This is a genomic window from Ruegeria sp. BHSC029 (assembly GCF_059613085.1).
Genome location: NZ_JBXWRU010000002.1, coordinates 576,573 through 589,011, shown reverse-complemented (window position 1 = coordinate 589,011; position 12,439 = coordinate 576,573). Strand labels below are relative to the sequence as shown.

At 59.6% G+C, this 12,439-nt stretch carries 11 protein-coding genes; 1 reads left to right on the top strand and 10 read right to left on the bottom strand.

The annotated features are described in order from the left end of the window. Position 1: 1 nt before the first annotated feature. The 7 genes from AC2FML_RS06610 to AC2FML_RS06580 form a co-directional block, all read right to left on the bottom strand. Positions 2-1,453 carry a TadA family conjugal transfer-associated ATPase gene (locus tag AC2FML_RS06610; protein ID WP_170599157.1) on the bottom strand — a complete coding sequence of 484 codons (1,452 nt, stop codon included), beginning with the start codon at positions 1,451-1,453 and terminating at the stop codon, positions 2-4. Positions 1,454-1,480: 27 nt separating this feature from the next. Continuing rightward, the gene (locus AC2FML_RS06605) at positions 1,481-2,716 is read right to left on the bottom strand and encodes a CpaE/TadZ family protein (RefSeq protein WP_093962757.1); all 1,236 of its coding nucleotides are present in this window, start codon (positions 2,714-2,716) and stop codon (positions 1,481-1,483) included. Positions 2,717-2,913: 197 nt separating this feature from the next. Continuing rightward, positions 2,914-3,543: an OmpA family protein gene (locus tag AC2FML_RS06600; protein WP_170358185.1), complete on the bottom strand. Its 630-nt coding sequence runs from the start codon at positions 3,541-3,543 to the stop codon at positions 2,914-2,916. A 16-nt stretch (positions 3,544-3,559) separates the two neighbouring features. Next, complete coding sequence (locus AC2FML_RS06595; RefSeq protein ID WP_093963039.1) at positions 3,560-4,966, bottom strand: type II and III secretion system protein family protein; 1,407 nt, start codon at positions 4,964-4,966, stop codon at positions 3,560-3,562. 196 nt (positions 4,967-5,162) lie between these two features. Continuing rightward, complete coding sequence (cpaB, locus tag AC2FML_RS06590; protein WP_170358187.1) at positions 5,163-6,044, bottom strand: Flp pilus assembly protein CpaB; 882 nt, start codon at positions 6,042-6,044, stop codon at positions 5,163-5,165. A 277-nt stretch (positions 6,045-6,321) separates the two neighbouring features. Next, on the bottom strand, positions 6,322-6,573 hold the full coding sequence (locus tag AC2FML_RS06585; protein WP_170337531.1) for a hypothetical protein: 252 nt from the start codon (positions 6,571-6,573) through the stop codon (positions 6,322-6,324). A 244-nt stretch (positions 6,574-6,817) separates the two neighbouring features. Next, positions 6,818-7,045 (bottom strand): Flp family type IVb pilin, encoded by a 228-nt coding sequence (locus tag AC2FML_RS06580; protein WP_170358189.1) that lies wholly within the window; start codon positions 7,043-7,045, stop codon positions 6,818-6,820. 353 nt (positions 7,046-7,398) lie between these two features. On the opposite strand from AC2FML_RS06580, the gene AC2FML_RS06575 reads away from it, so the two are divergent. Further along, complete coding sequence (locus tag AC2FML_RS06575) at positions 7,399-8,265, top strand: lytic transglycosylase domain-containing protein (RefSeq protein ID WP_496782550.1); 867 nt, start codon at positions 7,399-7,401, stop codon at positions 8,263-8,265. Positions 8,266-8,315: 50 nt separating this feature from the next. On the opposite strand, the gene AC2FML_RS06570 is transcribed toward AC2FML_RS06575, so the two are convergent. The 3 genes from AC2FML_RS06570 to topA all read right to left on the bottom strand — a co-directional run bounded on the left by AC2FML_RS06570 (position 8,316) and on the right by topA (position 12,376). Beyond that, on the bottom strand, positions 8,316-8,942 hold the full coding sequence (locus AC2FML_RS06570; RefSeq protein ID WP_496782461.1) for a CoA transferase subunit B: 627 nt from the start codon (positions 8,940-8,942) through the stop codon (positions 8,316-8,318). Then, positions 8,942-9,646, bottom strand: coding sequence for a CoA transferase subunit A (locus AC2FML_RS06565; RefSeq protein ID WP_480633441.1), 705 nt, complete (start codon positions 9,644-9,646; stop codon positions 8,942-8,944). Before AC2FML_RS06565 ends, AC2FML_RS06570 begins: the two co-directional genes overlap by 1 nt. Positions 9,647-9,760: 114 nt before the next feature. Then, positions 9,761-12,376 (bottom strand): type I DNA topoisomerase, encoded by a 2,616-nt coding sequence (gene topA, locus AC2FML_RS06560; RefSeq protein ID WP_496782460.1) that lies wholly within the window; start codon positions 12,374-12,376, stop codon positions 9,761-9,763. Positions 12,377-12,439: the final 63 nt, after the last annotated feature.

Sequence of the window (12,439 nt, the reverse complement as noted above, 5' to 3'; positions counted from 1 at the left end):
CCTACATTGTCGTCGGTTCGTAGATCGATGCGGGCAGGTCATACCCCCACAGACGGAACCGTTCGGAATAGTGGCTGCGAACGCCGGTGGCCGTGAAATGACCAATGATCTTATTGTCGGGCGTCAGGCCAACTCGTTGGAATTTAAAGATTTCCTGCATCGAGATTACGTCACCTTCCATTCCCGTGATCTCGGTGATCGAGGTCATGCGGCGCGAACCATCCTGCAGGCGGCTGGCCTGGACGATCAGGTTCACAGCGCTTGCGATCTGGCTGCGCACGGCCTTGATCGGCATTTCGATCCCGGCCATCGCGATCATGTTTTCAAGACGCGAAATACCGTCGCGGGCCGAGTTGGCGTGGATCGTGGTCATCGAGCCGTCATGGCCAGTGTTCATGGCCTGCAGCATGTCGATCACCTCGGCGCCGCGCGTTTCGCCCACGATGATGCGGTCAGGGCGCATCCGTAGAGCGTTCTTCAGACAGTCGCGCGGGCTGACTTCGCCTTTGCCTTCCACGTTGGGCGGGCGGCTTTCCATCCGACCCACATGGGTTTGCTGCAGCTGCAGTTCCGCCGTGTCCTCGATGGTCAGAATGCGTTCTGCGTCATCGATGAAGCTGGACAGCGCGTTGAGCGTGGTCGTCTTACCCGAACCCGTACCACCAGACACGATGATGTTCAGACGAGTGGAGACGGCGGCCTGAAGATACGCGGCCATTTCTTCGGTAAACGCCCCGAAATTGACCAGGTCGTCGATGCCAAGCTTGTCTTTCTTGAATTTCCGGATGGAAACCAGGGACCCGTCCACCGCGATCGGCGGAACCATGGCGTTGAAACGAGACCCGTCGCGCAGACGGGCGTCAACATAGGGGTTGGATTCATCGACCCGTCGACCAACGGCGGACACGATCTTGTCGATGATCCGCATCAGGTGCTTTTCGTCTTTGAACGATACGTCGCTCAATTCGAGCTTGCCGAAGCGTTCAACAAAGATCTGATGCGGGCCGTTGACCAGAATATCGCTGACCGAGTCGTCTTGAAGCAGTGTTTCCAGTGGACCCAGACCGGTGACTTCGTCGTACAATTCCTTGTTCAACTGGGTCCGGTCTTCGCGATTGAGAACGATGTTCTTGGCTTCCAGAACCTCGCCCGCAATCGCGCTGATTTCGGTGCGCAGTTCGGCTTCGGCCGCGTTTTCCAGAGCCGCAAGGTTCAGGTTTTCCAGAAGTTCCCGATGCAGCTCGATCTTGATTTCGCTCAGCCGTTCCTTGCGCTTGCGTTCGCGGTCGTTGCCCTTGGCTTCCGCGGCGGTTTTGGCCACCGGTTTGCGGGCAATCGCGGTGGACGGCGACGGTGCCGCTGCCGGAGCAGCTGGGGCTTCGGCGGCCTTGGGGGCTTGCGCAGGGGTCGCAACCGGCTGCGCACCTGATGGTTTTTTGTAACGTGAGAACACGGCGGTTTCTCCCCCTAATAGCCTTTGTTATGCCGCTTCGGCGCTGTTGCTGCCGAGGCTGTGCAAGGATTGAGCCAGCTTTGCGATTTCGCGGCGAAGAGGGTTTTTGCCGGCCGAGCTGGCCAAAGGCAGACCATGGTCGCCGCTTTGCATGACCGGCTTGCCGCCGTCCGGCAGTTGCAGGTCGATCGAGATTCCCAGGCTTTCACCCATGCGCTTGACGCGGCTTTTACCGCTCAGATCCGTGAACTTGGGTGCGCGGTTCAAAGCAAAGCGAAGTTTGTTGAACGGCAATTCCTCGGCTTGAAGGGCACGTTTCAGACGCAACGCGTTCTGAGCGGACCGCATATCCAGTTCGATCAGAGCAAAATAGACATGCGCAGCCTGCAAAACGGTCTCGGACCAGTGCACCAGCGTTTTCGGCATGTCGACCACGACATAGTCGTAGTGCTTGCGGGCCATGTCGATCACCCGCTGGATGTCTTCGTGCGTGAGAATATCCAGAGGCACCATGTCGGTAGGGGCCGTCAGAACATCCAGCTTCTCGTCGAATGTCTGCAGTGCTTGCCCAAACACTTCGTCATCCATGGCCACGGTGTCCGACAGCATTTCGAACACGGTTTCACGGCGGGGCAGGTCCAGATAGGTCGAAATGGTGCCGTATTGCAGATCCAGATCGATCAGGCAGACCTTTGGGGCATCCTTTTGCGATACGGTGGCCAATTCCCAGGCCAGGTTCACGGCCAGAGTCGTTGCACCGACACCACCGGCCAAGCCCTGAACAACAAACAAAGCGCCTTCTTTCGAAGCTCCTGAGGCCAGCGGGACGGAAACCTGTTGCGGAGTCACGACAGGTTCTGGCGCATTCATGCGGTCGATCGCTTCCTGCAGTTCGTTCTCGGGAAGAGGGTAGGGGACGAATTCATCGGCACCCTTTCGCAGCAACTGATGAAGAGCGGCGGGGGTCACGTCCTCGGCAATCAGGACGACTTTGATCTTCTTTTCCTTGGCCTGGGTGATGATCTCACCCATCAAGGTCAGATTGTCCTCGTCCTCACCGTCGATCGCGAGGGCCACGAATTGAAGAGACTCAGCTTCAGGCTGGCTGAAAAAGGCAAGGGCCTCGGCAAAGCCAAGGTCACCCCAGCGCTCGCCCAAAGCGGCTTCCATGTCCTCGATCAGCAGGTCGAAGTTCTGGACATCTCGGCTGATGGTACAGGCCAGAATGCCGGTGTCGTCGTTTTGCGGCGTTGCGCTCGTCATTAACACAATCCTCGTCGTGAGAGCGCAGCAAACGTCGATACAATACCAGTCCGTGTTTCAGCTTGCTGTCGCCCTAAGCGGTCAATTCTGGCCGCAGGTCACCCAATTGTTCACAATGTTGCGTGGAAGTGGGGCAAGAATTGGGCGCAAAAAAACCAATTGTAGGGAATTGGGCGACGATGTCGCCCAATTTCTGATTATTGTTCGCTGGTTTCGCCGATAGCCGTTTCGCGGCGCAGCTGGCTTTTGAATGTCGCGCTTTCGATGTACTCGCGATAAACGAAGTCAGCATACTTGCCATCCAGGATGTTGGGATGGCGATCGACCAGACCCGACACCTCGGTAACAGTGCGGCGGTTGCGGCGATCCCGATTGGGCGTGGCCACCAGTGGCTGTGTTTTGCCATACGAAACAACGGCTTCCAGACGCGAGCGGGAAATACCCTGTTGCGCGAAGAAGTTGACGACCGCTTGCGCACGGCGCAGACCCAGACTGTTGTTGTAGGACTGGGATCCGACGGCGTCGGTGTGGCCGTACACGCGGAAACGTGCTTCGGGGAACTGTTTGATCCAGTTCGCCTGATACAGCAGAATCTGGCGTGCTGCCGAATCCAGCTGCGCACTGTCGAACGCAAAGTTGATCTGGGTCGGAACCTCGGCAGCGAATCGCTGCGCCAGGATCTGGCCATAGGTCAACTCGCCATTCATGACCTGGATGTTGTTCAGCGTTGCGTTGCCGAACGCGCCCTGGTCCACTTCATAGCCGGCCTCACGGGTACAGCTGGCGACAGCGACTGTAAGACCCAGTGTGATGATCCACTTCTGCATTGGTCTGTCCTCCCTATCAATCCAGGACGTAGCCGTAGGAATTGCCAAAGTCCTGCTTGGCGACTTCCGATGCGGCTCCATTGCCAACCCGTTCCGTCCGGGCAGTTCTGCCGTTCATGAACAGGTCGAATTCGCTGGGCGGCTTCACGCGGTCGGTCGGCAGCGCCAGGGCTTCGCCACGGGTCGGGGAAACCAGATGCGCGGTGATGATGATCACCAGTTCGCTCTGCTCGCGCTGGTACTCCGCGCTGCGGAACAATGCACCCAGAACAGGTACGTCACCCAACCACGGGATTTGGTTGCTCAGGTCGGTAAAGTCGTCCTGAATCAGGCCGGCGATCGCAAAGCTCTCACCATCTCGCAGTTCGACCGTTGTGCTGGTCTGGCGCGTGATGAAGCTGGGGACCGTGTCACCGTTGATGGTGAAGTTCGAGCTGGTGTCGATGCTGGACACCGCTGCCGCCATCTCAAGGTTGATCAGGTCACCGTCGACGACGCGCGGAACGAAGTCGATTTCGACACCGAAAGCCTTGTATTCAATGGCAACCACACCGTCATCCTGAGGAACCGGAATCGGCACTTCGCCACCGGCGAGGAAGGTTGCCTCCTGCCCGGACAATGCCGACAAGTTGGGCTCGGCCAGGCTACGGGCCAGGCCCTTGGCTTCCAGCGCTTCCAGCAGCAGCCGGACCTGGGTGGAGCCTGCGCCAAAGCCGAACAGAATCGCGCCAGTATTCGACTGAACCGCCGGGATGTTGTTGGCCAACGCGTTGCTCAGGGACAACTGGTTGTTCAGCGTGTTGATACCACCGGTCGCGTCACCGCCGGAAAAACCAAGCGAGGCGGACAGGTTCTTGGCGACCGACCGGTTCATCTCGGCAAAGCGGACCTTCAGCATGACCTGCTGTACGCCGCCGACATTCATCAGGTTCGACACACGCTCGGGAGCATAGCGCTCGGCCAGTTCCAGAGCACGTGCCAGTTTGGCTGCGCTGGAGACCGTGCCCGAGAGAACGATGCCGTCATTGGCGGTACGCACTTCGATTCGCTCATTTGGCAGAATCTGGCGCAGGCGCTCTTTGAATTCGGTCACATCGGGCGCAACGCGAACGCGGACGTTCGTGATCAGGTTTCCGGCGCCGTCAAACAATGTCAGCGTCGTCATGCCTGGTGCCTTGCCCAAGACGTAGATTGTGCGGTCCGAGAGCGACGAGATGTCCGCAATGCCTGCATTCGCGATGCTGAGCTCTGCAAACGGCTGTTCGCTTTCAACCACGATGGCGCGGTTCATGGGCACATCCAGCGTTTCCGCCGTGCCTTTTTTGACCACGCGAAGATTTTGGGCCCAGGCGGAATCGCCGACCGGGCTCAGAACTAGGGCCAACCCCAAAAGGGTCGAACCAATCAAGGAACGTATTGTCATGTGACCTGCCTCTCCGATCACCACTCTATTTTTTTGGGTCTTATGCCCTATGGTGACGAACTCTGCGCGAATTCCGGATTTATTGCAATAATCAAGGGTTTCTGGAATTTTCCTTATGTGGACAATGCGCAACAACCCAAACGAAACGAGCCGCGCATTATGCGCGGCTCGGGCATGGTAACGCTCTGAATGGGCGTCAGTTTGTGCAGGGGATCGGGGTCTCGACGATCTGGTCGCCGCGGCGAGTCCGGATGGTGCAGACCTTCTCTGCCTCTTTCTTCGGTGCGGGGGCTGCTTCTTCGATTCCCAACAGTTTGCGTTGGTCAACTTCAATCGCACTTGCGATGGTTTCATCCTGAACCCCGACCAAGGCCAGAGACAGGCGTCCGGTGTTTTGCGCCTGCGCCAGGGCCGCGATCTGTTCCGGCGTGGCGGCAACGGTGACGGTCCGGGCAATGGTCGTGCCGGTCACATCCGATCCTGCCGTCTGATCGACGGCGATCAACTCGATATTGGTCTGGATCAAGCGGGTGATTTCGCCGTTTGCCCCCTCGACCGCGCTGCGCAGCGATCCGGTCCAGTACACATCAACAACGTCGCCGGGGCGAAGAAAGCCCGAAACGCCCGAGGCAACATCAACACTGATGGCGAACGCGCGCATACCTTTTTCAAGACGCGAGGTCAGGCCGGCCAGCTCACCCGGTCGGGTGATCTTGACCTCCATGATGGCCTCGTCCTTTTCCATGGTGCGCAGAACAAAGCGTTCATTGTTGCCGGTTTCCGGGAACAGAACCGTCATATCGGTGAACGAACCTTCCGGAACCGCATTCTCAGGCCATTCCACGACGCGCACATCCTCCTGGGTCAGGCGTTCGCCGTATTTCAGCGGACGTTCAGATACGATCACGCCGACGGTCGGAACGACGTCGACCTTGGCGTTGGCAAGGGCCTCTTCGGCCATTTGCCGTTCACGCGCCAGGGCGTTCTGATACTCGGCAATATAGTTGCGGGCCATATAGACCGCACCGCCAGCCAGGGCGACCCCGACGATCAGGACAAGACCAAATACAGCTCGCATGCGTATACCTCTTTATTGCTCTGGCCGGACCTGTATCGGTCCGGGCAGGACATTGAAACAGCATATTTCGTAAATCGGAATTGTGTCGAAATGTGGGACAAATGGATATTTTTCGTTGTTTTATTGGCACAGAGCGTTGCGAACGAGCATCTCGTGACGTGGCGTCTGCTGTATCCCAGCATGGGTTGCGCGGTGCGGAGAAGGCAGGGGGCAAACGTGAACAACCGCGCCCGGCTGGCGCGGTTGTCATGTGGCCGGTCGGCCAAGTTCCCGAAAATCAGTTGCCGCCGGATCCGTTCGATCCACCGGTGATGATCCCACCAACGGCCGTGTTGCTGTCGCCGGTGCTGATGCTGATTGCCGAGTCGGAAAGGGCCGCCTCAACATCGTCAGCCAAGCCCTCGGTCCCACCTTGGATCAAAGCGTAGGCAATCGCTGCCAGGCCGGTGACGGCTGCGGTCAGGACCACCCAGTCGACGGTGATCGCACCGCTATCATCTTTTTTGAAGTTCCTGATGAACTTGATCATTTCGCGTCCCTCCTGACAGAGTGATTCCGCCCAGTTCCGGTTTCTGATGGCGACCAGAATTCTCGCGGGCACCTAAATACTAGTTATCAAAGACTTAAACGCGGTCTCCGTGGCGGAAATTGGGCCAAACGTGGGCCATGCTTGGCCCGGCGCCCGAAATCCGATGCGCAGCGTCTGTCTTGCTTAAAAGGAAAAGGCCGCGCCCTCAGGCGCGGCCTTGTATCCCGATTGGGATGAAGTCAGCTTAGTTGCTGCCAGCGGTGGTGATACCACCAGCTGCCGTGTTCGAACCGGTGCTGATCGTTGCGCTGGTCAGGGCGCTGGAAACGTCGGTTGCCAGGCCGGTCGCGCCGCCTTCGATCTGCTGGTAAGCAACGGCTGCCAGGCCAACAACGGCTGCGGTCAGAACGACCCAGTCAACAGTTACGGCGCCGTCTTCGTCTTTGCGGAAGTTCTTGATGAACTTGATCATGTTACGTCCCTCCTAAAGGATCAAAAAGTCAATAAAACCTCGGGGTCTTTCAGAGCTTCATCTCTCAGTCGGCTCATGACCGTCTCGGTATGGCACTATGTTTGCCCCTCGTGCGTGGCAGGAATTGGGCCAAACAACGAATTTTTTGCCTCAGGCTTAACTTTTTGGTCACTAATCTGGTAACCTATTGAAATAAAAAATAAAAAATTTTTGACACTAACCCGCCACGCTGTTTCGGCGGTGCAAAATTGCGCCAAATGAGGCAAAACCGCCCCAATTCGCTTTGTTTTTCTGGCCTTGCGGGAAGATTCGCGTATCAAATCAACTCAAAAGAACAGATGAGGCAGGCAGAAATGGTTTTCCGGGACGCACTGACATGCGCCGGCGTTTTGGCGTTGCTGGTTGCCGTGGCGGCTCCGGCACCTGCTGCGGACATCGAGCCACGCGGCGTTTACAAACGGATCAAGGCTCCCAAAGCGGGGGAACGCCCGCGAGTGACGGTACAGATCAGTCCGCAAGAACACGCATCAACACCTTCAGCGCCCAGCACGGGCCCCGATTTGGTCGTGCCCGATATCATAGCCCGGACCAAAGTCCCTCCGGCGGCCTTTCCGGACATAATGAAGAAAAAGACCCCCGTGGGCGCGTACAAGGCGTTCTGGGACAAGGTATCGCCAGATATGACCCGAGCCGGCCCAGGCCGCCTTGACGAAGCCCTGCAGGCTTTGGCGGCGACCCAGATTTCATCTCCGCGGCTGCAGAACCTTCAGAAGATCGTCGAGCAGCGCGGGGTCGATATTCTCCGTACGACTGTAGGAACAAAAGTGTCGCCAGCGCTGGTCCTTGCGGTCATGTCCGTTGAATCAGGTGGTCGCCCCACTGCCGTCAGCTCCGCTGGAGCACAGGGTTTGATGCAACTGATGCCTGCCACGGCCAAGCGGTTCGGCGTGACCGACAGCATGTTGCCGGAACAGAATATCGCCGGCGGCGTGAAATACCTGGACTGGCTGATGGGTGAGTTCAACGACGACCCGATTCTCGTCCTGGCGGGATACAACGCCGGTGAAGGCGCGGTGCGAAAGCACAATGGCGTTCCGCCTTATGCTGAAACGCGCGACTATGTCCCCAAGGTTCTTGCCGCCTTCCAGGTGGCCCGAGCGTTGTGTGCCACTCCGCCTATGCTGATTTCCGACGGGTGCGTCTTTCAGTCCATGAATTAAAAAAGGCCCGCCGATTGGCGGGCCTTTCGGTTTCTGTGTTTGCTCAGAAGTCAGCCGGCGATGGTCGCCTCAGTCGCCGCGCGCATCTCTTCTTCGCTGACGCCATCGGCCAGTTCGACGATCTTCAACCCGCCTTCGACCACGTCCAGCACGCCCAGGTTGGTGATGATGCGGTCAACCACGCCCTTGCCGGTCAGCGGCAGGGTGCATTCCTTCAGCAGCTTGCTGTCGCCGTGCTTGTTGGTGTGGTCCATCACCACGATGACCCGTCCGACGCCGGCCACCAGGTCCATCGCGCCGCCCATGCCCTTGACCAGCTTGCCCGGAATCATCCAGTTGGCCAGATCGCCTTTCTCGTCGACCTCCATCGCGCCAAGGATCGCCGCCGCGATCTTGCCGCCGCGGATCATGGCAAAGGACGTGGCGCTGTCGAAATAGGCGGTGCGGGGCAGTTCGGTGATGGTCTGCTTGCCGGCGTTGATCAGGTCGGGGTCCTCTTCGCCCTCATAGGGGAAGGGGCCCATGCCCAGCATGCCGTTTTCCGATTGCAGGGTGATGTCCTTGTCGCCCACATAGTTCGCCACCAGCGTCGGAATCCCGATGCCGAGGTTCACATACATGCCGTCTTCCAGTTCCTCGGCCGCACGCGCGGCCATCTGATTGCGGTCCCAGGGCATTACGCTTCCTCCTTCTTGCGGGTGGTGCGCTGTTCGATGCGCTTCTCGTGCTGACCTTGAATGACCCGGTGCACATAGATGCCGGGCAGGTGGATGCAGTCGGGGTCCAGCGAACCGCGCGGCACGATCTCTTCGACCTCGGCCACACAGATCTTACCGCAGGTCGCGGCCGGCACGTTGAAGTTGCGGGCGGTCTTGCGGAACACCAGGTTGCCGGTGTCGTCGGCCTTCCATGCCTTGACGATGGCCAGATCGGCAAAGATCCCTTCCTCGAGGATGTGGGTCTCGCCGTTGAACTCCTTGTGCTCTTTGCCCTCGGCGATCACGGTGCCGACGCCGGTCTTGGTGTAGAAGCCCGGGATGCCCGCGCCGCCGGCGCGCATGCGCTCGGCCAGGGTGCCTTGCGGGGTGAATTCCAGCTCAAGCTCGCCCGACAGGTACTGGCGCATGAACTCGGCGTTCTCGCCGACATACGAGCTGATCATCTTCTTGACCTGCCGCGTCTGCAGCAGGATGCCGATGCCGAAATCGTCGACGCCTGCGTTGTTCGAGGCAAAGGTCAGATCCTTCACGCCAGATTCCTTGATCGCCTGCAGCAGCAATTCGGGAATGCCGCACAGGCCGAACCCGCCGGCCGCGATCAGCATGCCATCCCGAAGTATCCCATCGAGGGCCTCGGTGGCATTGGCATAGACTTTCTTCATGGAAAACTCCCCCAATGACATGGTGATGGGCAGGTTGTGCCGCCGCGTCATTGGGAAGTCAATGAAACCTGCGGGCAGGTGGTATTTCTACCTAACCGCCCGCGGGGGCCGGGATCAGCCGGCTTTCTTCTTGGTGGCTTTCTTCTTGGGCGCGGCCTTTTTGCGGGTGCCTTTCTGGGCCGCCTTCTCATTGACAAGTTCCACCGCCATTTCGGGCGTCACGTCCTCGGGCTTGATGTCCTTGGGCAGGGTCGCGTTGATCTTTTCCCACTTCACATAAGGCCCATAGCGCCCGTCCAGAACCTGGATCGCGCCGCCGTCGGGATGCTCGCCCAGTTCCTTCAGCGGTTTGGCCGCAGCCCGTCCGCGCCGCCCGGGATTGGCGCGTTTTTCCGCCAACAGTTCGACGGCGCGGTTCATGCCGATCTCGAACACGTCGTTGGGATCCTTGAGGTTGGCATAGACCGGCTTTGCCTCATCCGGCAGCTGATGCATGATATAGGGACCGAAGCGCCCGAAATTGGCGCTGATCATACCGCCCTCGGGGTGTTCGCCAATCTCGCGCGGCAGGCTCAGAAGGGTCAGCGCCTTCTCAAGGTCCATGTCATCCTTGCTCCAACCCTTGGGCAAAGAGGCGCGCGGCGGTTTCTTGTTCTCGGGCGTGGCTTCGCCGCGCTGGACATAGGGGCCGAAGCGTCCGGATTTCAGCCAGATCTCATCCTCGCCACCCATGCCCAGCATGCGTTCCTCGCCCTCGGCGCCTTCACCGGCGATGGGGCGGGTATAGGTGCATTCGGGATAGTTCCCGCAGCCCACGAATCCGCCGGTCCGCGAGGTTTTCAGGTGCAGCCGTCCGACCCCGCATTTGGGGCAGATGCGCGGATCCGAGCCATCCTCGCGCGGGGGGTACAACTGCGGGGCCAGTGCCTCGTCCAGTTTGTCGAGCACTTCCGAAATCCGCAGCTCTGACGTCTCGGCGATCGCGGCCGAGAAATCGCGCCAGAACTTGGAAAGCAGGTCCTTGTAGTCGCGGGCGCCGGCGCTCACCTCGTCCAGCTGCTCTTCGAGGTTGGCAGTGAATTCGTATCCCACATACTGGCGGAAGAAATTCAGCAAGAAGATCGTGACGATCCGGCCCTTTTCCTCGGGGATCAGGCGGTTCTTGTCCTTGCGGACGTAACCGCGGTCCTGAATCGTGGTGACGATCGAGGCATAGGTCGAGGGTCGCCCGATGCCCAACTCCTCCATCCGTTTGACCAGGGTCGCCTCGGTATAGCGCGGCGGCGGCTGGGTGTGGTGTTGCAGCGCCAGAACCGCCTGGTTTTCCGACAGGATGGCCTTCTTGTCCGCGCCGTCGGCGGTGGCCTTGTCAAACTGATCCTTCAGCGTGGTCTTGGCAAAGCGCGCCGGATCACCCTGCATGATCTGGGGCAGGCGCTTGTCATCTTCGTCCTCGACATCGTCGCGGCCTTCCTCGTAGACGCGCATGAATCCGTCGAACAGCACGACCTGACCGGTGGCGCGCAGCCCCACCTGACCGTCATCGCTGCCGATTTCGACGGTCGTGCGTTCCAGCCGCGCAGCGGCCATCTGGCAGGCGATCGTACGTTTCCAGATCAGATCGTACAGCTTGCGCTGATCGTCATCCGACAGTTTCAGGGCGGCCGCATCCTTGGTCATGTCCGTGGGCCGGATGCATTCGTGCGCTTCCTGCGCATTCTTGGCCTTGTTCTTGTACATGCGCGGGCTGTCCGGCACGTATTCGGTACCGAACCGGTCCTTGATCGCGTCCCGCGTGGCGGCGACGGCCTCGGGGGCCATGTCGATGCCGTCGGTTCGCATGTATGTTATGTGCCCGGCCTCGTACAAACGCTGCGCCACCTGCATCGCGTGGCGGGCGCCCATGCCGAATTTGCGGCTGGCTTCCTGCTGCAGGGTCGAGGTCATGAACGGGGCGCTGGGATTGCGCGCGGCTGGCTTCGCTTCGACCGAGGTCACGCTCAGTGCGCGGCTGGTGATGGCCTGCACCGCCAGTTCGGCCTGGGTGGCGTTGGCGATGTCATGCTTGTCCAGCTTCTTGCCGGCCAGCGTGACCAGCCGCGCCTCATAGGTCTGGCCGCGCGGCGTTTCGAACAGCGCCTTGACCGACCAGTATTCCACGGGCTTGAAGGCCTCGATCTCCATCTCGCGCTCGACGATCAGGCGCAGGCAGACCGATTGCACGCGGCCGGCCGATTTCGCGCCGGGCAGCTTGCGCCACAGAACCGGCGACAGGTTGAAGCCGACCAGGTAATCCAATGCGCGCCGGGCCAGATACGCCTCGACCAGCGGCATGTCCACCTCGCGCGGGTTCTGCATGGCCTTGGTCACCGCATCCTTGGTGATGGCGTTGAACGTCACGCGGCTGACGGCCGTATCCTTCTTGATCGAGCGGCGTTTGGTCAGCGCCTCCTGCAGGTGCCAACTGATCGCCTCGCCCTCGCGGTCGGGGTCGGTTGCCAGGATCAGCGCGTTGTCATCCTTGAGCGCGTCGGCGATGGCCTTGACGTGTTTGCGGCTGTCCGTGCCGACCTCCCAAGTCATCGAAAACTCGTGGTCGGGATCCACCGATCCATCCTTCGGAGGAAGGTCGCGAACGTGGCCGTAAGAGGCCAAGACCGTGTAGTCGGGGCCAAGGTATTTATTGATTGTTTTTGCTTTGGCCGGGGATTCTACAACAACTACAGGCATTTAGTTAAAAACCTCGCTCGACGGATTGGGCGCCTTCTATGGCCGTGCAAAATGTGTAGGGCA